At 59.2% G+C, this 17,593-nt stretch carries 20 protein-coding genes and 1 pseudogene; 13 read left to right on the top strand and 8 right to left on the bottom strand.

The window, feature by feature from the left end; translation table 11 throughout:
* Positions 1-139 precede the first annotated feature (139 nt).
* The 5 genes from MMG91_RS11450 to MMG91_RS11430 all read left to right on the top strand — a co-directional run bounded on the left by MMG91_RS11450 (position 140) and on the right by MMG91_RS11430 (position 5,106).
* Entirely contained in the window at positions 140-1,261 is a 1,122-nt protein-coding gene (locus tag MMG91_RS11450) for a beta-ketoacyl-ACP synthase III (protein ID WP_008009866.1), read from the top strand.
* 154 nt (positions 1,262-1,415) lie between these two features.
* On the top strand, positions 1,416-2,027 hold the full coding sequence (locus tag MMG91_RS11445) for an RNA polymerase sigma factor (RefSeq protein WP_305448604.1): 612 nt from the start codon (positions 1,416-1,418) through the stop codon (positions 2,025-2,027).
* Positions 2,021-2,257: a zf-HC2 domain-containing protein gene (locus MMG91_RS11440; RefSeq protein ID WP_310659640.1), complete on the top strand. Its 237-nt coding sequence runs from the start codon at positions 2,021-2,023 to the stop codon at positions 2,255-2,257. The genes MMG91_RS11445 and MMG91_RS11440 overlap by 7 nt, the downstream gene beginning before the upstream one ends.
* Positions 2,258-2,488: 231 nt before the next feature.
* The gene (locus MMG91_RS11435; protein ID WP_310659639.1) at positions 2,489-3,832 is read left to right on the top strand and encodes a porin; all 1,344 of its coding nucleotides are present in this window, start codon (positions 2,489-2,491) and stop codon (positions 3,830-3,832) included.
* 149 nt (positions 3,833-3,981) lie between these two features.
* Complete coding sequence (locus tag MMG91_RS11430; protein WP_310659638.1) at positions 3,982-5,106, top strand: GNAT family N-acetyltransferase; 1,125 nt, start codon at positions 3,982-3,984, stop codon at positions 5,104-5,106.
* A gap of 20 nt (positions 5,107-5,126) precedes the next feature.
* Here the strand turns inward: MMG91_RS11430 and aqpZ are convergent, their stop codons facing one another.
* The 3 genes from aqpZ to MMG91_RS11415 all read right to left on the bottom strand — a co-directional run bounded on the left by aqpZ (position 5,127) and on the right by MMG91_RS11415 (position 7,120).
* Positions 5,127-5,825: an aquaporin Z gene (gene aqpZ, locus MMG91_RS11425; protein WP_018926734.1), complete on the bottom strand. Its 699-nt coding sequence runs from the start codon at positions 5,823-5,825 to the stop codon at positions 5,127-5,129.
* Positions 5,826-6,010: 185 nt separating this feature from the next.
* A complete protein-coding gene (locus tag MMG91_RS11420; RefSeq protein WP_310659637.1) occupies positions 6,011-6,616 on the bottom strand; it encodes a pyridoxamine 5'-phosphate oxidase family protein in 606 nt (201 codons plus the stop codon).
* A gap of 18 nt (positions 6,617-6,634) precedes the next feature.
* Positions 6,635-7,120: a GNAT family N-acetyltransferase gene (locus MMG91_RS11415; protein WP_310659636.1), complete on the bottom strand. Its 486-nt coding sequence runs from the start codon at positions 7,118-7,120 to the stop codon at positions 6,635-6,637.
* 141 nt (positions 7,121-7,261) lie between these two features.
* Here MMG91_RS11415 and MMG91_RS11410 point away from each other — a divergent pair, with 141 nt between their 5' ends.
* From MMG91_RS11410 to MMG91_RS11395, 4 genes are all read left to right on the top strand, one after another.
* Complete coding sequence (locus tag MMG91_RS11410; protein ID WP_305422900.1) at positions 7,262-7,687, top strand: nuclear transport factor 2 family protein; 426 nt, start codon at positions 7,262-7,264, stop codon at positions 7,685-7,687.
* Positions 7,688-7,803: 116 nt separating this feature from the next.
* Complete coding sequence (locus MMG91_RS11405) at positions 7,804-8,148, top strand: YciI family protein (RefSeq protein ID WP_201059721.1); 345 nt, start codon at positions 7,804-7,806, stop codon at positions 8,146-8,148.
* A gap of 26 nt (positions 8,149-8,174) precedes the next feature.
* Complete coding sequence (locus MMG91_RS11400) at positions 8,175-8,666, top strand: SRPBCC family protein (protein WP_305448611.1); 492 nt, start codon at positions 8,175-8,177, stop codon at positions 8,664-8,666.
* Entirely contained in the window at positions 8,666-9,901 is a 1,236-nt protein-coding gene (locus MMG91_RS11395; RefSeq protein WP_310659635.1) for an RNA polymerase sigma factor, read from the top strand. The genes MMG91_RS11400 and MMG91_RS11395 overlap by 1 nt, the downstream gene beginning before the upstream one ends.
* A 138-nt stretch (positions 9,902-10,039) precedes the next feature.
* Here MMG91_RS11395 and MMG91_RS11390 read toward each other — a convergent pair whose 3' ends face one another.
* Positions 10,040-10,894 carry a LysR family transcriptional regulator gene (locus MMG91_RS11390; protein ID WP_310659634.1) on the bottom strand — a complete coding sequence of 285 codons (855 nt, stop codon included), beginning with the start codon at positions 10,892-10,894 and terminating at the stop codon, positions 10,040-10,042.
* An 89-nt stretch (positions 10,895-10,983) separates the two neighbouring features.
* On the opposite strand from MMG91_RS11390, the gene MMG91_RS11385 reads away from it, so the two are divergent.
* Positions 10,984-11,421: a multidrug/biocide efflux PACE transporter gene (locus tag MMG91_RS11385; protein WP_123360367.1), complete on the top strand. Its 438-nt coding sequence runs from the start codon at positions 10,984-10,986 to the stop codon at positions 11,419-11,421.
* Between the two features lie 75 nt (positions 11,422-11,496).
* On the opposite strand, the pseudogene MMG91_RS11380 reads toward MMG91_RS11385, so the two are convergent.
* Together MMG91_RS11380 and MMG91_RS11375 are read right to left on the bottom strand one after the other, a co-directional pair.
* Positions 11,497-11,637: pseudogene (locus tag MMG91_RS11380) on the bottom strand (hypothetical protein); the annotation flags it as partial.
* 153 nt (positions 11,638-11,790) lie between these two features.
* Positions 11,791-12,465: a CorA family divalent cation transporter gene (locus tag MMG91_RS11375; protein WP_310659633.1), complete on the bottom strand. Its 675-nt coding sequence runs from the start codon at positions 12,463-12,465 to the stop codon at positions 11,791-11,793.
* A gap of 275 nt (positions 12,466-12,740) precedes the next feature.
* Here MMG91_RS11375 and MMG91_RS11370 point away from each other — a divergent pair, with 275 nt between their 5' ends.
* Both MMG91_RS11370 and MMG91_RS11365 read left to right on the top strand, forming a co-directional pair.
* Positions 12,741-14,366: a methyl-accepting chemotaxis protein gene (locus MMG91_RS11370; RefSeq protein ID WP_310659632.1), complete on the top strand. Its 1,626-nt coding sequence runs from the start codon at positions 12,741-12,743 to the stop codon at positions 14,364-14,366.
* Positions 14,367-14,545: 179 nt separating this feature from the next.
* Complete coding sequence (locus tag MMG91_RS11365) at positions 14,546-14,893, top strand: hypothetical protein (protein ID WP_310659631.1); 348 nt, start codon at positions 14,546-14,548, stop codon at positions 14,891-14,893.
* Positions 14,894-14,908: 15 nt separating this feature from the next.
* On the opposite strand, the gene MMG91_RS11360 is transcribed toward MMG91_RS11365, so the two are convergent.
* On the bottom strand, positions 14,909-16,081 hold the full coding sequence (locus MMG91_RS11360) for a GAF domain-containing sensor histidine kinase (protein WP_310659778.1): 1,173 nt from the start codon (positions 16,079-16,081) through the stop codon (positions 14,909-14,911).
* Positions 16,082-16,239: 158 nt separating this feature from the next.
* Positions 16,240-16,545: a PepSY domain-containing protein gene (locus tag MMG91_RS11355; protein ID WP_007934833.1), complete on the bottom strand. Its 306-nt coding sequence runs from the start codon at positions 16,543-16,545 to the stop codon at positions 16,240-16,242.
* A 168-nt stretch (positions 16,546-16,713) separates the two neighbouring features.
* On the opposite strand from MMG91_RS11355, the gene MMG91_RS11350 reads away from it, so the two are divergent.
* Positions 16,714-17,592: a sterol desaturase family protein gene (locus MMG91_RS11350; protein WP_305505134.1), complete on the top strand. Its 879-nt coding sequence runs from the start codon at positions 16,714-16,716 to the stop codon at positions 17,590-17,592.
* Position 17,593: the final 1 nt, after the last annotated feature.

The raw sequence follows: 17,593 nt of genomic DNA, 5'->3' as shown, positions 1-17,593 counted from the left end.
CCGCGGTTTTGAGCCTTCACGGGCCCGGGCGGATCGGAATAAAGCGATGCCAGGTGTGCGTCCAGACCTGGAATAGACCCTTTGTGTGTTGGTACGTCGGTGCCAGCGCTTTCTGCCTGAACGGATTAGAGAAACGACCATGCATAACGTCGTCATCAGCGGCACCGGCCTGTACACCCCGGCCAACAGCATTTCCAATGAAGAGCTGGTGCAGTCTTTCAACGCTTACGTCGCGCTGTTCAACGCCGACAACGCCGAAGCCATCGCGCGCGGCGAAATCCAGGCATTGACCGAATCCAGCGCAGCGTTTATCGAAAAAGCGTCTGGCATCAAAAGCCGCTTTGTCATGGACAAGGACGGCATCCTCGACCCGCAGCGCATGGCGCCACGCCTGCCCGAACGTTCCAACGACGAGTGGTCGGTGCTTTGCCAGATGGCCATCGGCGCGGCCGAACAAGCTTTGCAGCGTGCCGGCAAGACCGCCGCTGACATCGACGGTGTAATCGTCGCCTGCTCCAATCTGCAACGCGCCTACCCGGCCATCGCCATCGAAGTTCAGGAAGCGCTGGGCATTCAGGGTTTCGGTTTCGACATGAACGTGGCGTGTTCCTCGGCGACCTTCGGCATCCAGGCTGCGGCCAATAGTGTGCAACTGGGCCAGGCCCGGGCGATCCTGATGGTTAACCCGGAGGTCTGCACCGGCCACCTGAATTTCCGCGACCGTGACAGCCACTTCATCTTCGGCGACGCCGCCACCGCGGTGATCATCGAACGTGCGGATCTCGCGACGTCCAAGTACCAGTTCGACGTGGTCAGCACCAAACTGCTGACCAAGTTCTCCAACAACATCCGCAACAACTTCGGCTTCCTCAACCGCGCCGCGGAAGAGGGCATCGGTGCCCCCGACAAACTGTTCGTCCAGGAAGGCCGCAAGGTGTTCCGCGATGTCTGCCCGATGGTCGCCGAGCTGATCGCCACGCACTTGGAAGAAAACCAGCTCAATGTCAGCGACGTGAAGCGCTTCTGGCTGCACCAGGCCAACCTCAGCATGAACCACCTGATCGTCAAGAAGCTGCTGGGCCGTGAAGCCACCGAAGAAGAAGCCCCGGTGATTCTCGACACCTATGCCAATACCAGTTCTGCCGGTTCGGTGATTTCGTTTCATAAAAATCAGGACGACCTCGTCAGCGGTTCGCTGGCCGTACTCAGCTCGTTCGGCGCCGGCTACTCGATTGGTAGCGTGATTCTGCGCAAGCGCTGATCAGCCCTGCTGTTGTTCTTTCCTATGGATTGTGATGACTTTTCCTACATTCGAAATAGTCCGAACGCTGTAATTTTCGGAAATGCCAGCAGGACGATGCCTACAGCGAAGTCCTGTTGTATTTATTTTCGAGGTTAGAACAAGGGGTTTGTTAATGGCGGCTGACGACGCGCAACTGCTCGAGCGCTTGCTGGCAGGTGAGCAAAAGGCTTTCAAGGAATTGGTCGGAACCTATCAGAGTGCCATGCGTGCTGTGGCCTACGCTATCGTAGGCAACCGCCACGCCGATGAAGTGGTTCAAGATGCCTGGTTGTCGGTTGTGCGTAACTTGAGGGGGTTTGAGGGGCGTTCAAGCCTCAAGACCTGGCTGCTGACGATTACCGCCAACTCGGCCAAAAACCGCTACAAGCAGAACCGCCGGGAAGTGCTGCTCGATGACCTGCCATCCCCTCATGGCACTCTTGATGATGATCGTTTTTCTTCTGCTGACGGTCACTGGCTGGTTGCGCCATTCGCTTGGCACCAGGATACGCCAGAGGCACTGTTGATCGAAAACGAGCTGCGCGAATGCCTGGAAGATACATTGCTCAATTTGTCGGACCTGCAAAGAGGTGTGCTGCTTTTGCGCGACCGGCAGGGGTTGGAGCTAGAAGAAATCTGTAATCTTCTGGAAATATCGCTCTCCAATGTTCGTGTGCTGCTGCATCGGGCACGATTGAAGGTCTTTGCGACCGTGGAGCATTTTGAGGAAACCGGCGAATGTTGACCTGCAAGGAACAAGTGGCGCGCTCCAGTGATTATCTCGATGGCCAGTTGAGTTTTCGTGAGCGACTGATGGTGCGGCATCATTTGATGTTCTGCCCCAATTGCCGGCGATTCATTCGGCAGATGCGGTTGATGCAGGCCACCCTCAAGGTGATGCCCGAGCCGGCCGTGGCTGACCTGGATGCGCTGGCTGAACGGCTTGCCAATGAGCATCTGAAAAATAAATCGTAGCTTCCCCGCGTGTAACACACCCCTTCAAGCGCTCTAGCGTGCGGCTTGCAGCTCATCTTCCGTGGCTGCTTTCTGTTATTTCGATTCGAAGTAAAAAAGTTCCCCTGTCATAAAATCTTTATCTATCAGCAACCCTGCTGAAATACCCCGCCTCCAAGATTCCCTCCCAACACAAGCGGGCCAGAACCGCGTGTTTCCAAGCTACAGACCACCAATTAGGGGAACTCTTCGATGATCCGTAAGCACTTCGCCGGTTTTGCCGCCAGCGCATTGGCCATGGCAGTAACCGCCCAGGCTTTCGCTGGCACAGTCACCACTGACGGTGCCGATATCGTAGTCAAAACCAAGGGCGGCCTCGAAGTCGCCACTACCGATAAAGAATTCAGCTTCAAACTCGGCGGTCGTTTGCAGGCTGACTACAGCCAGTTCGACGGTATCTACACCGACAATGGCAACAAGGCCGATGCCGCTTACTTCCGTCGTGCGTTCCTGGAACTGTCCGGTGTGCTGTACACGGATTGGGCCTACACCATCAGCTACGACTTCTCCCACAACGCCGGTGATAGCGAGAACGGCTACTTCGACGAAGCGTCGCTGGCCTACAACGGCTTCAAACCGGTCTCGATCAAAGTCGGTCGTTTCGACCCGGACTTCGGCCTGGAAAAAGCCACCAGCTCCAAGTGGGTCACTGCGCCAGAGCGCAACATGGCGTACGACATGGTCGATTGGGCAAACGGTCACCAGAATGGCCTGGGCCTGCAAGCCTCCAGTACCTTCGCTGACTCGTTCTACGCCTCCGCCGGCGTATTCAGCAAAGACACCGACGACACCGATGGCGACAGCGTCAAACAGGTCAACGGCCGCTTTGTCTTCGCCCCGTTGCATGATGCCGGTAACGTGCTGCACTTCGGCGTGAACGTGGCTTCGCGTGATGTGTCCGACACCGCGTTCGATTCGCGTTATCGCACCCGTATGGGCATGCGTGGCGTTGAAACCTTTGGCGGCAACGATGCCGGCCCTAACGGTAACCGTCCGGTGCTGGGCGGTAGTTCCTCGTCGCCGGCCGGCTCCTATGACCGTGACGACGCTTACGGTCTGGAGGCCGCATTCGCCATGGGCCCGGCATCGATCCAGGGTGAGTATATCGCCCGCAAGACCAAGGCCGATGCCAGCAACCGCGAAGACATCAAGGGTCATGGTTTCTACGTTCAGGGTGCCTACACCCTCACCGGTGAAGCCCGTGGCTATAAAGTCGGTAAGTTCGATGCGATCAAACCGGCCAACAAGTCGATCGGTGCCTGGGAGCTGTTCTATCGTTACGACAGCCTGACCGTCGAAGACGACAACATCACTACCGCCAGCCTGACCCGCGATGTCGGCGATGCCGAAGCCAAGGTGCACACCTTGGGCGTTAACTGGTACGCCAACGAAGCGGTGAAAATCACTGGCGCCTACCTCAAGGCCAAGACTGACAACGTGACCAATGCCACTGCTGCCAGCGGTACTACCCCGGCACGTCGTACCGGTGATGACAGCGGTGACGGCTTCGTGGTCCGTGCTCAATACGTGTTCTAAATCGCAGTAAACGCTGTACGAGCTCTTTCTTCATCCGTTAAAGCTCCTCTCGTTTAACCCCGCTTCGGCGGGGTTTTTTTTGTTTCGGGTTAGGCCATCAGATAGGCGATACTCGTCCCATCTGTAGAAAATGATGGTCGGGGATACTGATGCCGCTGCAACGTCTGGAACGTCTGTCCGAAATCGCGCTGCACACCTGGGATGCGCTGGTGCCGGAAACTCAGCCGTTTCTGCGCCATGCCTTTCTGAGCGCGCTGGAAGACAGCGGCAGCCTTGGCCCGCATTCCGGCTGGCAGCCCGAGCATCTGCTGCATGTTGAAGGCGATCGCCTGATCGCCGCGCTGCCGAGCTACCGCAAATGGCACTCCTACGGCGAGTATGTGTTCGACCATGCCTGGGCCGAAGCCTGTGAGCGTGCCGGCATCGACTACTACCCCAAGCTGTTGACGGCGGTGCCGTTCAGCCCGGTCAGCGGCCCGCGATTATTGGCGGCGACGATCGAGGACGGCTTCGAACTCCTGCAGAGCCTGCCGGGTTATCTGGAGATCGAAGGACTCTCCAGCGCCCATATCAACTTCACCGATCCATTCACCGACGCGGCATTGGCCGAACAGCCTGGCTGGTTGCAGCGCATTGGCTGTCAGTACCACTGGCAGAACCGCGGCTATCGGGATTTTCAGGACTTCCTCGACGCCCTCAGTTCGCGCAAGCGCAAGCAAATGCGCAAGGAGCGTGAGCAAGTGGCCGGGCAGGGCATTGACTTCGAATGGCTGGAAGGACGGCAACTGGACCAGGCGCAGTGGGACTTTGTGTATGCCTGCTACGCCAATACCTACGCGGTGCGTCGGCAAGCACCGTATTTGACGCGGGAATTTTTCAGTCTGCTGGCCGAGCGCATGCCGGAGTCGATTCGTGTGGTGCTGGCCAAACAAGGCTCACGACCGGTGGCCATGGCCTTCAGTCTGGTCGGGGGCGACAGCTTTTATGGCCGTTACTGGGGCTGCCTGGCGGAGTTCGATCGCCTGCATTTCGAGACCTGTTTCTATCAAGGCATGGACTACGCGATCGCCAACGGCTTTCAACGTTTCGACGCTGGCGCTCAGGGCGAGCACAAGTTGATTCGCGGGTTCGAACCGGTGATCACCCATTCCTGGCATTACCTGCGCCACCCGGGCTTGAAGTCGGCGGTCAAAGACTTCCTTGAGCGTGAGCGGGTCGGGGTCATGGGGTATGCAGAAGAAGCGAAGACGGCCTTGCCCTACCGACAAGGCTGATCTTCGCGTTATGTCCCTTGTTAGCTGTCCTCTTTACCCAGCCAGCGATACATCACGCCACCGATGACTGCACCCAGAATCGGCGCCAGCCAGAACAGCCACAGTTGTTGAATCGCCCAACCGCCGACAATCAGCGCCGGGCCCGTACTGCGGGCCGGGTTGACCGAGGTGTTGGTGACTGGAATCGAGATCAGGTGGATCAGGGTCAGCGCCAGGCCGATGGCGATGGGCGCCAGCCCGGCCGGGGCGCGTTTGTCGGTGGCGCCGAGAATGATCAGGATGAACATGGCGGTCATCACCAGTTCACTGACAAACCCCGCCGCCATCGAGTAGCCGCCTGGCGAGTGTTCGCCGTAGCCATTGGATGCAAGGCCGCTGGCCAGTTCGAAGCCGGGTTTGCCGCTGGCGATGAAATACAGCAGAGCCGCTGCGATGATCCCGCCAATCACTTGGGCGATGATGTAGGCGGGCAGTTCTTTGGCAGGGAATCGTCCACCGACCACCAGCCCGACCGAGACCGCAGGATTGAGATGACAGCCCGAAATGTGGCCGATAGCGAAGGCCATCGTCAGCACCGTCAAACCGAATGCCAGGGACACCCCCAGCAAACCGATCCCCACGTTTGGAAACGCCGCCGCCAAGACCGCACTGCCGCAGCCCCCTAACACCAACCAGAACGTCCCCACCAATTCTGTAGCCGAGCGTTTGAACAAAGACATAGCGAATTTCCCTGTCGAGATAACACTGTCGTTGTGCATCCAGCAGATGGACTACAGAACCATCTCCAGAACCTTGGCTGAGTACAGCAGGGTTTTAATGAAATTCCAGTGACCATAAAAAACCGCCAGAGCCCGTGTTCAAAGGGTTATGGCGGTTATCGCAGATCTAATGTGAAAGCGGGTAATCAGTAGAGACTATCCCGCACTCTCGCCGGTGCTTCCCGGTCATACGTCTCGGCATCGAACTGCCCATCGTTCAGGCGCTTATGAAACGCCCCGGCGGTCGGCAGGGCAGAGCGTTCGAGGTGTTTCTGCGGGTTCCACAAATCCGAACGCACCATTGCTTTCGAGCAGTGAAAATACGCCGCTTGCACCGTCACCAGCATCACCGTGCGCGCCGGTTTGCCATTGACTGCAAAACTCTCCAGCAACTCGGGCTCGGCGCTGATCTGCGCCGTGCCGTTGACCCGCAATGTCTCGCCGATCCCCGGAATGATGAACAGCAGCGATACCCGCGAGTCGAGCATGACATTGCGCAACGTGTCGATGCGGTTGTTGCCCGGTCGATCCGGGATCGCCAGCGTGCGTTCATCGACGATCCGCACGAAACCCGGCGTATCGCCACGCGGCGAGCCGTCCATGCCGTCGGGGCCGACCGAGCTGATAATCACCAATGGCGAGGCGCGGACCATCGCCTGATAGTCCTCGTTCAGAAACGGGATCTGCTTGCGCACGGCGCGGTCATGGGGCAGGCCGTAGATCGCTTCCAGCGCTTCGATTGAATTCAACATCGTTCATCCCTCTACGAATCAGAGAACCAGCCCCATCCGTCGTTCGTAACCGATTCGGCCTTTGTACGCTTCGCCGCTGTCGACAAAGCCATATTTGGCATACAGCGCGATGGCCGACTCATTGTCTGCATCCACCGACAACTCCAGCCCTTTGATTTCCGGCCAGGCCTGGCGCGCAACCTCGGGCAGGGCTTGCAGGCAGGCTTTGCCATAGCCTTTGCCCTGGGCACGGTGATCGACTTGCAGGGCGTGCAGGGTAGCGCTGTGTTCGTTCGCCCAGGCCGGCAAAACCGGCGGGCGCTTGAGCAGCAGGAAGGCCACCGGAACATCCTCCACCAGCAGGGCAAAGCCTTTGACGCCAGGGCCCGGCTTGGACAGCAAGGTGTGCAACGCACCATGAATGTCGCCGGAGAATTTGATTTGTTCGGCGTGGATTTCGATCGCCTCGACCTGTTGGCGCTGCAGGGCGTTCAGGCTTTCGTAAGGCACGAGTCGGGCAGTCACTGGAGTGTCCTTTTTCCAACGGAAATGAGCCTCGGATTCTAGCGAGTTTGCAGCCATGGATTATTTTTATTTCGGCTGTCGATTTGGCTTTTCGCCAGACGACTAAGGGTGTCTTCAATAAAAAAACACGGAGAAACCATCATGAATGCTCAGACACAAATCCATAACCTGATCGAGAACTATCGCCAGGCGGTCATCGCCAAGGACGTGGAAAAGGTCATGGCCCTGTACGCCGACGACATTGTCTCCTTCGATGCCGTCAAAGCCCTGCAATTCAAGGGCAAGGCGGCCTACCGTGCGCATTGGCAGGAATGCATGGAGATGTGCCCTGGCCCGCACATTTTCGAGTTCCACGAGATCGACATCGTGCCGTCGCAGGAGATCGCTTTCGCGCACTGGCTGGCGCATTGCGGTGGCACCAATGAAAAGGGTGAAACCCAGGCCTGCTGGATGCGCGTCACCGCGTGCTACCGCCAGGAAGCGGGGCTATGGCAGATCGTCCACGAACACTGGTCGGCGCCGTTCGACATGACAAGCGGCGCGGCACTGTTCGACTTGAAACCCTGATGGTCGGGCTGTTTATCGGAAAGCAACGCCAAAGCCCCCATCTGCAGCCATAGTTGATCAGTTCGATCAGGGCAGAGCTCCAAGAGATGGAGAGCCCCAAAGAATGGAGAGTCCCCATGAAGTATTTATGCCTGGTCTACAGCAACGAGCACGAGTTGCACTCGCTGCCCGAAAGCCCCAATGACGCCGAGTGCATGGCCTATGCTGAGTCGATCCAGGGCAGCGGCCGGATGATCGCCGCCGAAGCGCTGGAGTCGGTACAGACAGCGACCACCGTGCGCATGCGCAACGGCAAAATGTCGGTCACCGATGGCCCGTTCGCTGAAACCAAGGAGCAGTTGGCCGGCTTCTACCTGATCGATGCCAAGGACCTCAATGAAGCCATCCAGGTCGCCGGCAACATCCCGGCGGCCCGGGTCGGCTGTGTTGAGGTGCGGCCCGTTCGCCAGCTGAATCCCTGAATAACAATCACAACAGGAGTTCTTTCATGAGTCCGCAATCCGTCCAGCGAAAACCGGCCAAATTCGAGCTGTCCATCAGTCGCCTGATCGATGCGCCGCGCAGCAAAATCTTCCGCGCCTGGACCGAGCCCACGCTGCTCGCCCAATGGTGGGGGCCTCACGGCATGACCACGCCCGAGTGCGAAATGGACCTGTGGGTGGGCGGTCAGTTTCGCACCCTGATGCGGGCGCCGGATGGCTCCGAGTACCCGACCATGGGCGTGTTTCTGGAGATCGTCGCCCCGGAGCGTCTGGTGTTCACCGACGCTTTTCTTCCCGGCTGGATTCCCTCCGGCAAGCCGTTCATGACCGCCGAAGTGACGCTCGAAGACCGGGACGGCAAAACCCTCTACACCGCTCGCGCCATGCACTGGAACGAAGAAGATCGTCAGGCGCACGAGGCCATGGGGTTTCATGACGGTTGGGGGCAAAGCCTCGATCGGCTGGAGACGCTGGTGACTGAAGGCATGCCGGACTGATGCCTGGCGAGTCGGTACGGGCGCGAGTCGAGCAGGTCTACCGCGAAGACTCGCGGCGGATTCTGGCGACCCTGATCCGTCTGCTCGGCGATTTCGACCTCGCCGAAGAAGCGCTGCACGAGGCGTTCTTCGTCGCGGTCGAACGCTGGCAGCGTGACGGCGTGCCGGACAATCCGCGCACTTGGCTGGTGTCCACCGGGCGCTTCAAGGCTATCGATGTGTTGCGCCGGCGTGCGCGTTTTAACGCATCCCGGCCGATGTTGATCGCTCAACTGGAAGAGCTGGAGCAGGCTGACTGGAGTGATGAAGATGTGGAAGACGATCGCTTGCGGCTGATTTTCACCTGTTGTCACCCGGCACTCGCCGCGGACGCCCAAGTGCCGTTGACCCTGCGTGAAGTCTGCGACCTGACCACGGAAGAAATCGCCCGGGCCTTTCTCTCGGCGCCGGCCACCATCGCCCAGCGCATCGTGCGGGCCAAGGCCAAGATTCGTGACGCGAAAATCCCTTATCAGGTGCCCACCCTGACGGAACTGCCTGAGCGTCTCGACAGTGTGTTGCGGGTGATTTACCTGGTGTTCAACGAAGGGTATTCGGCGTCTATCGGCAACGAATTGACCCGCGAAGACCTGACGCGCGAAGCGATTCGTCTCGGTCGATTGTTGATGGAATTGCTACCCGAACCGGAAGTGATGGGGCTGCTGGCGCTGATGCTGTTGCATGAATCCCGGCGCCCGGCCAGGACCTCATCGAGCGGTGAACTGATTGTGCTGGACGAGCAGGATCGCTCGTTATGGGACGCCGAGTTGATTGCTGAAGGCTGTGCCCTGATTGAGCGGGCGCTGACGACACGGCGCTTCGGGCCTTATTGCCTGCAAGCGGCGATTGCGGCGGTGCACGCCGAAGCGCCCACGGCGGCGGAGACGGACTGGCCGCAGATTGTCGGTTTGTATGACGTACTGCTGCGGGCCGTGCCTTCACCGGTGATCGAACTCAACCGCGCGGCGGCGCTGGCCAAGCGCGATGGGCCATTGGCCGGGTTGATGTTGGTCGAGGGGATTCTGGCGCGGGGCGAATTGCTGGATTACCACTTGGCGCACTCGGCGCGGGCAGAGTTTTACCGGCAGTTGGGGAGGGTGGATGAGGCGCGAGCGGCGTATGAGCGTGCGCTGGAGTTGACGCAGCAGGTGCCGGAGCGACGGTTTATCGAGGGGCGATTACGGGAGTTGGGATGATCATGGATGTGCGGTGCGGCAGTTGGCCCCATCGCGGGCAAGCCCGCTCCCACAGTGAACGATGATGTGCGCAAAATCTGTGTCTGACATAGAACCCTGTGGGAGCGAGGCTTGCCCGCGATAAGGGCCGCAGGACCTTCACTCCAGCATCTTGCTCAATAACCAACTCCCCGCCGGCCCCGGCGGGTGCAGGCGCGACCACAGCGCATCGACGCACACCGGTTTCGGCCAGCCGCGCACCTTCAGCTCCACCAGCAAGCCAGCCCCGAACCGCCCCACCAACCACCGAGGCAACGGCGCCCAGCCGAACCCGCCCTGGGCCATTTCCAGCAGCATCAGGTAACTCGGTGCTGACCAGACGCGCCCCTTCGCCCTGCTTTCATACGGATTGACGATCGTCGCCAGACGCAGCTCGCGGTGCTGTTGCAGCACGTCTTGATCGATTCCCTTCAGCTTCGCCAACGGGTGAGCGTGGGACACGAACAGGGCGATTTCCGTGCGCTCGTCCACCGTCGAACTGACCAGGTCGGGTGGGTAGCGGTCTTGCATCTCGGCGAAGGCGACGTGCGCTCGACCGCGTTGCACCAGCGCCACCAAGTCATCGCATTCGGCGATCAGGCATTCAAGTTCCAGGTCTGGATAACGCTGCTCGAAAGCACTGAGCGCCGCTTCGAAACGGTCGGATTGGTAGGTATCGGAAATCGCTACCGTCAGCTTCGGCTCGACGCCTTGGGACAGTTGGCTGGCGGTCATTTCCAGACGGCTGGTGGCGGCCAGAATCTCCTCGGCCCGCTGCAACATGACGTGCCCGGCCGGGGTCAGGCTCGGCTTGCGACTGCTGCGGTCGAACAGGACAAGGTTCAGGTCGATTTCCAGACTGGCCACTGCCGCGCTGATGGTCGACTGACTGCGACCGAGCTTGCGCGCCGCGGCAGAAAACGAGCCTTGAGTCGCCGCCTGGACAAACGCCAGCAACACTTCGTGGGAAGCCATGAACTATCGCCTTGATCGATGGTTATTGGTTATGAAGTATCGGCGTGATGACGGATCATGGCAACCATAGTCACTCAGGGAGTCTGGCCATGAACGCCAACAAATCCATCACTGAACGAATTTTCCAGGCCATCGGTTTCGAACTGCTGGCGATATTGATCTGCACCCCGCTACTGGCTTGGGTCATGGACAAACCCATGCTGGAAATGGGCGCGGTAACCATGGCCATTGCAGCCCTTGCCCTGGCCTGGAACGTGGTCTTCAACGGCTTGTTCGACCGATTGCTCAAGCGCTTTGCCATTGTGCGTAACGCGTGGGTCCGCGTGGTGCATGCGCTGTTGTTCGAAGGTGGTCTGGTGGCGTTCGGCGTGCCGTTGATTGCCTGGTGGCTGAAGGTCAGCCTGTGGCAGGCGTTCCTGCTGGACATCGGCGTGCTGCTGTTTTTCCTGCCCTACACCTACGTCTACCACTGGGGTTACGACGTGGTGCGTGAGCGGCTGTTGGTGCGCAGGGCTTGCGAGGTTTAAAAAGCAAAGATCGCAGCCTTCGGCAGCGTTGATAAATTGGAACTGAACAACAACGCTTCTACAGGTGCTGTGTGGTTAGAACAGCTTGGTAAACAACCAATACAAACTCCCCGACAACACAATCGCCGCCGGCAAGGTCAGCACCCAGGCCATCAGCGGGTTGCGGATGGTCTTCATCTGCAACCCGCCACCGTTGGCGACCATGGTCCCGGTCCCCATACTGATCGTTCCCACGCTCCGCGTGGGAATGCATCCATTGACGCTCCGCGTCAACGCTGGACGCAGAGCGTCCGGGGCGGCATTCCCACGCAGAGCGTGGGAACGATCGGCGGCGATCGGCGGCGATCGGCGGCGATCGGCGGGAAAGGCTCAATAATCCTGGCGCTTGCGAAACGCCCAGCGTCCGGCAATCAGGGTAAACGTCGCGACCAGCGTCACCAGAATCCAGAACCTTTCCGGATCGCCGGCAAGCGGTACGCCGCCGACGTCCTCCTTCTGCAACCATTGCGGCGGGCGATTGAGCAGGCGCAGCAACGAGCCCGGCTCCAGCGCCAGCAACCGTTGCAGGCGCACCAGCACCCGGCGGTTGGCGCCCAGTTCGGCGCGGTTGGTGGACAGGCGCGACGACAGCAACTCATCCTCGATCTGATCGACGCTGAGGCTGGTCTTGCGCACGATCTGCGTCAACACCTCACCCTGATCGCGCAGCAAATGCACCAGCAACTCCAGCGGCGAGCGAAAGCATTCACCGGCCTTCACCGAAGAGCGCAGCTTGTCCACCGAGTGCAGCGGTTGCAGGCGTGCGCTGATGATCAGCCGACTGCGGGCACAAACCCAAAGCGTCGAGACATCCGAGGAGACCATGCTGCTGAGGTTGAACACCACGTCGTTGACCACCGCCAGCAACGCCGAGTCGACATGCTCGATGCGCGTCGCCGTGGCCGAATCGATTTCCCGGCCGCGCTCGCCGGGGCGAAAACTGAAACCGTAGAGCATGCCGAACAGATCGGAATCGCGATGGCGCTGGTCAATGCTGTGGTTCATGAGGTCTCGCTGTGAGGAGACGCCTGTCGCAGGTTTCACAGGTTCACTTGAGCCCCATCATCGCAACGCATTTTGAAGGTTTTGCGACAATTTGGTGGCGCCGAACATCCGCCTCCATGCCGATGGTCGGAAGCGCTCAAGAAAAGCTCTGGCACGCCGATGAGACAGATGTTGATCTTTCGATTCCAGTCGTTAATCAGCGTTGCTGACAGGGATGTCCGGACACCTTGCACGCCTATAAGTCGTGCTTCATCCCTGCCATGAGATATCCCTCGATGTTTTTGCAAAAGTCCCTCAGAGCACAAATTCTCGCCCTGTTGAGTGGCAGCCTGTTGGCAATGTTGCTGATTGCTTTGGCCTGCTTTCACTTTCTGTCCAATGGCGTTCAGAACTACGCGAACCTGATCGAAGGCCCGCTGCACACTTCACAACTGATCGACGAAGCCAACCTGCAATTCAAGGTGCAGGTTCAGGAGTGGAAAAACGTCCTGCTGCGCGGTAAGGAACCTGCGAACCTGGATAAATACTGGAAGCAGTTCGAGGACCGCCAGCGCGACGTGCAGAGCATCCTGAGTGAGCTGGCGGGGCAGAAGGGCATCGAGCCGCAACTCAAGACCCGCATCGAACGCCTGCGTGAAGAACATCGTGTATTAGGCGCGGCCTATCAGAAGGGGCGGGATGCCTACGTGGCGGCCGGTGCCGACCCAACAGCCGGCGACAACGCGGTCAAAGGCGTGGACCGAGCAGCCAGTGAGCAGATGAGCGAGTTGGTCAGCGAGTTGCGCAAGCAGGGCACCGAGCAATCGAAGCTGATCAGTGCCAGCGCCGATCAGACGGTGTTGCTGGGGCTCGTGGTGATGTTGGTGTCGGGCGTGCTGATTGGTCTGTTGAGTCTGTGGCTGGTCAACCGCAACCTGGTGGAGCCGATCCGTAAACTGATCGATTACGTGGCACAACTCAGCCAGGGCCGCTTCGCCGAGCGCGTGGCCAGTACCCGTCAGGACGAGTTGGGCAACCTGGCCAAGGCTGCCAACACCCTGCGCGATTTCCTCGCCGAAACCTTCAGCCGCTTGCAGCGCAGCGCGTCGGACCTGGACAGCGCCAGCGGCGAGTTGAATTCCATCGCCAGCGTCATGACCAGCGGCACCAACGAGCAGTTCAATCGCACCGATCAGGTCGCCACGGCGATGAACGAAATGTCTGCCACCGCGCAAGAAGTCGCGCGTCACGCAGCCGACGCGGCACGTGCGGCCGATGATGCCGACCAGTCCGCCCAGCAGGGCGAAAAAGTCATGCAGGGGACTATTCACACCATCACCCAAATGCGCGGCGAAATCGCCAACACCGCCACGGTCATCCGTCGTCTGGAAGCCGACAGCGGGCGCATCGGTAAAGTGCTGGAAGTGATTCGCGGCATTGCCGAACAGACCAACCTGCTGGCACTCAACGCGGCAATCGAAGCAGCCCGTGCCGGTGAAGCCGGGCGTGGTTTTGCGGTGGTCGCCGATGAAGTGCGCAGCCTGGCCCAGCGCACGGCGGCGTCGATCATCGAGATCAACCAGATCATTCAAACTGTGCAAACCGGCGCGGTGGACGCGGCCCAGGCGATTGAAAGCGGACAGTCGCGCAGTGAGGAAAGCGTGGAGCAAGTGACCCAGGCCGGCGCCATGCTCGAGCGAATCACCCATGCCGTGGAAGCCATCCGCGACATGAACCGCCAGATCGCCACCGCCGCCGAAGAACAGACTTCAGTGGCCGAAGACATCTCGCGCAACCTCACCGAAATCACCAGCATCGCCAGTACCAACCTGGACAACGTGCAGCGCACCGAGGCGGCCAGCCAAAATCTGCATGGCTTGTCGGGGCAGTTGAATGATGTGACGGCGCGGTTGAGCGCTTAGTGAAAGGGGCTGTGTATCGCAGATTCCATTCAGCAGGCATGACCGTTGGTCGGGTTCGTCGTTTCGAACCCATTGATTTAGAGGGTACCTGTTAGTTCTGACAGTAGACGAGGAGCATTCCGAACGGCTTGATGATCGGGTCTGCGCTCTGGCGCTATTTCCTGATAAGGAGTGTTTTCATGTCTACGCTTGAAGTGTTGAAAAAACTGGAGATCCCGAGCATGACGCCGGTCGACGGGCAAGAGTACGAAGGCGAGGTGTCTTTACCCGGGGCTCCCGGTCTGCGGGCGTCTGTCCCTGGCGAACAGGGTTTGAGCGAAGGGGACCGTCTTGAGGTGGTATGGATCACCCAAACGAGCACTGAAACAGTTTTTACGCACACGATCACCAAGATTGAAGAAATAAACCCTGTGCATTTCTATGTGAAGGAAACCTTCATCACACCGGGTTTGGTGACTACTTTTTACGAGGTTTTTAGGGACGACCGAATCTGGCGCTCCAAGCCGTTGATCATCATGGTCAAGTGATTCGAGCCTGGCAGGTCACACCGGCAAGCTGAAGGTAAACGTCGTGCCCTGTTGCTCGGTCGATACCACCTCCAGTTGCCCGCCATGGGACTGCGCAATCTGACTGGCAATGTACAACCCCAACCCGAGGCCGGCCTGCGGTGTTCCGCCGGCCCGTCGCGAGTAGGGCTGGAACAGATGTGGCAGCGCATCCTCGGCAATCAGCCCCTGGTTCTTCACACGCAACACAAAGTGCCCCTCTTCAACCTGCGCACTGACCTCGATCGGGCCATTGGGATCACCGTGGACAACGGCGTTCGCCAGCAGATTGGATAGCAATTGCGTGACCCGTTCGCGATCGCAATGGATGTTGCTCAGGTCGCCAATCGACGACTGAATGATGCGTTTAGGGTGAATGCTCTGGATCTCGGAAATCACATGCCGCAATGCATCCGCCAGATCCGGGCACGGCTCGATATTTACGGGGATGCCTCGGCCCAGTGAACCTCGCGCGAAGTCCAGCACATCGTCCACCAGTTTGGTCGCCCGTCGAGCGCTGGTGAGGATGTGCCGGGCCCGTTGCTCATTCGCCGGGTCAGAGACTTTGCGCAGGAGCATTTCGGCGCCGGCGCTGATGGCGAACAACGGGTTGCGCAGGTCATGGCCAAGCACGGCGATGAACTGTTCGCGCAGTTCGGCGGTTTGGCGTTTCTTGATCTGCGCCGCTTCGGTCCGTTGCAGGTTTTCTTCGGTTTCGATCTGCAGCGCCAGCATCCGGGCGAACGATTCCATGGTGCTCTGGATCGTACTGGCCTTGAGCGGCGCCGGATTGGGATCAAGGGCACAAAGGGTGCCGAAAAAGCGCCCGTCGGTGCGGGATATCGGAACGGCAATGTAGCTTTCGAATGGATAGGTGCGGGGCGTGTGGTGATCGCGGTAGCGCGGATCTTCACTGGCCTTGTCGATCACCACCGAGTGGTGGCCTTGGCGGACTTCGTTGCACAGGGTGGAGACTGGATCCATTTCATCGCCCACCTGCAAACCGAAATCCAGTCGATCAAGCACCGCGCAGGCAGTCCAGGCCTCCTCGGTAACACGAGCCACCGCCGCGAACCGCAAACCGGTCAACTCACTGATCACCTGAAGAATCGCCGGCACTGCGCTGATCCGGCTGATTGTGGCGATGTCTGCTGCCGCTGTTTGCCCCATATCCTTGGTTCTCTGCTTCAACATGCCAAATGGTTTTGAGGGATTCTAGCGGGCTTGCGCGAATTGTCGCGGCTTCGTTCATCACTGCAGCGATTTGCCTTACGCCGAACGCAAAAAAGCCGCACGACCCGAAGGTCGTGCGGCTTTTTGCAGTTGAATCACTTGTCTTGTTTGTTGCTCAGGACCTTGCCAGTGGCAGCATCGAAGTCCACGTCCCATTCGGTGTTGTCAGCCAGACGCAGTTCAACTTCATATTCGTAACCGTTGAAGTGGTTATCCAGGTCGGTATCGGTAATTGTGGCGCCCGGATGCAACTTCAGCGCGGCCTGGTTCATTTCTTCCAGGGGTTTGATCTTGCCGCTTTTGACCAACTCGGGGATCTGGTCGACGCGAACGTCAGCTTGGGCCAGGCCAGCGGTGAGGGTCAGGGCGGCAGCGGTGAACAGGGCAGTTAAGGTTTTCATCGGTTCATTCCTTGGGGTATTTGTTTAAGCGGGTGAGCTGTTTAAGTGAGTTCAGATTAATCGCCGCAACTTAACTCACCCTTAAAACGCCACCTTCGATTGCGTCGTTTGTTCAATTCCCTGCCGTCGCCAGCTTTCATGCTGGACCCTCGATCAATGGAGGTGAACATGAAACTCATCGTTGCCGGGTTGTACGCGCCGCTGTTCTGGGGCGGATTCATTGGGGCAGGATTGTGGCTGGTAGGGGAGTCGACGCTGTGGCTGTTGCCGCTGTTTCTCGCGGCGTTGGCGGTGGCGTTCGCCGCCGAATGGGCATTGCCCTATGAAGCCTGCTGGAACCTTTCGGCCGGTGATCGCCGGCGAGATATTCTGCATGCGCTGGTCAACGAGGCGTTGAATGCCGTGGGTTTGCTCGCATTACCGGGCCTGGTGGCGCTGTTGTCGTCCGATGGAGCATGGCCAAGGGGTTGGCCGCTGTGGCTGCAACTGGCGCTGGCGATGTTCATTGCCGACGCCGGCATTAGCCTGATGCACTACGCCAGCCACCGTGTGCGATGGTTGTGGCGGCTGCATGCGGTGCATCACAGCGTTCAACGGCTGTACTGCTTCAATGGCTTGATGAAACATCCGCTGCATCAGCTGCTGGAAGCCTCGACGGGGCTGTTGCCGTTGCTGATGCTGGGCATCCCGTCAGATGTAGCGGCGCTGCTGGCATTCGCCATCGCCATCCAGTTACTGCTGCAACATTCCAATGTCGATATGCAACTGGGGTACTTGCGCTGGGTGTTCGCCTGGGCGCCGGTGCATCGCTTTCATCACATGAAGTATGGACGGGCCGGCGACGTGAATTTTGCCTTGTTCTTCAACCTGTGGGACTGGCTGCTGGGGACCGGGTTTTACACAACGGATTATAAAATCCGTCAGGGCGACCTGGGCATCGGCAGCCGTCCAGACTTCCCTCGGGACTACATGGCGCAACTGCTGGACCCGTTCGGGCCGGAGTCGTTGAGCAAAGAGCCCGCGGTGCCTGAGCCGTTGCGGCACTGAA

It is taken from the genome of Pseudomonas sp. JL3, assembly GCF_031570575.1.
Taxonomy (GTDB): Bacteria; Pseudomonadota; Gammaproteobacteria; order Pseudomonadales; family Pseudomonadaceae; genus Aquipseudomonas; species Aquipseudomonas cucumis.
This window is presented reverse-complemented; position numbering and strand designations above follow the sequence as displayed.

Bases quoted from the DNA above. Each gene is read 5' to 3' on its own strand.
- MMG91_RS11420 (WP_310659637.1), bottom strand. From the start codon at position 6,616: ATGTTGAATTCAATCGAAGCGCTGGAAGCGATCTACGGCCTGCCCCAT.
- MMG91_RS11440 (WP_310659640.1), top strand. From the start codon at position 2,021: ATGTTGACCTGCAAGGAACAAGTGGCGCGCTCCAGTGATTATCTCGAT.
- MMG91_RS11450 (WP_008009866.1), top strand. From the start codon at position 140: ATGCATAACGTCGTCATCAGCGGCACCGGCCTGTACACCCCGGCCAAC.
- MMG91_RS11435 (WP_310659639.1), top strand. From the start codon at position 2,489: ATGATCCGTAAGCACTTCGCCGGTTTTGCCGCCAGCGCATTGGCCATG.
- MMG91_RS11410 (WP_305422900.1), top strand. From the start codon at position 7,262: ATGAATGCTCAGACACAAATCCATAACCTGATCGAGAACTATCGCCAG.
- MMG91_RS11430 (WP_310659638.1), top strand. From the start codon at position 3,982: ATGCCGCTGCAACGTCTGGAACGTCTGTCCGAAATCGCGCTGCACACC.
- MMG91_RS11350 (WP_305505134.1), top strand. From the start codon at position 16,714: ATGAAACTCATCGTTGCCGGGTTGTACGCGCCGCTGTTCTGGGGCGGA.
- MMG91_RS11395 (WP_310659635.1), top strand. From the start codon at position 8,666: ATGCCTGGCGAGTCGGTACGGGCGCGAGTCGAGCAGGTCTACCGCGAA.
- MMG91_RS11370 (WP_310659632.1), top strand. From the start codon at position 12,741: ATGTTTTTGCAAAAGTCCCTCAGAGCACAAATTCTCGCCCTGTTGAGT.
- MMG91_RS11445 (WP_305448604.1), top strand. From the start codon at position 1,416: ATGGCGGCTGACGACGCGCAACTGCTCGAGCGCTTGCTGGCAGGTGAG.
- MMG91_RS11375 (WP_310659633.1), bottom strand. From the start codon at position 12,465: ATGAACCACAGCATTGACCAGCGCCATCGCGATTCCGATCTGTTCGGC.
- MMG91_RS11390 (WP_310659634.1), bottom strand. From the start codon at position 10,894: ATGGCTTCCCACGAAGTGTTGCTGGCGTTTGTCCAGGCGGCGACTCAA.
- MMG91_RS11400 (WP_305448611.1), top strand. From the start codon at position 8,175: ATGAGTCCGCAATCCGTCCAGCGAAAACCGGCCAAATTCGAGCTGTCC.
- MMG91_RS11385 (WP_123360367.1), top strand. From the start codon at position 10,984: ATGAACGCCAACAAATCCATCACTGAACGAATTTTCCAGGCCATCGGT.
- MMG91_RS11405 (WP_201059721.1), top strand. From the start codon at position 7,804: ATGAAGTATTTATGCCTGGTCTACAGCAACGAGCACGAGTTGCACTCG.
- MMG91_RS11355 (WP_007934833.1), bottom strand. From the start codon at position 16,545: ATGAAAACCTTAACTGCCCTGTTCACCGCTGCCGCCCTGACCCTCACC.
- MMG91_RS11365 (WP_310659631.1), top strand. From the start codon at position 14,546: ATGTCTACGCTTGAAGTGTTGAAAAAACTGGAGATCCCGAGCATGACG.
- aqpZ (WP_018926734.1), bottom strand. From the start codon at position 5,825: ATGTCTTTGTTCAAACGCTCGGCTACAGAATTGGTGGGGACGTTCTGG.
- MMG91_RS11360 (WP_310659778.1), bottom strand. From the start codon at position 16,081: ATGGGGCAAACAGCGGCAGCAGACATCGCCACAATCAGCCGGATCAGC.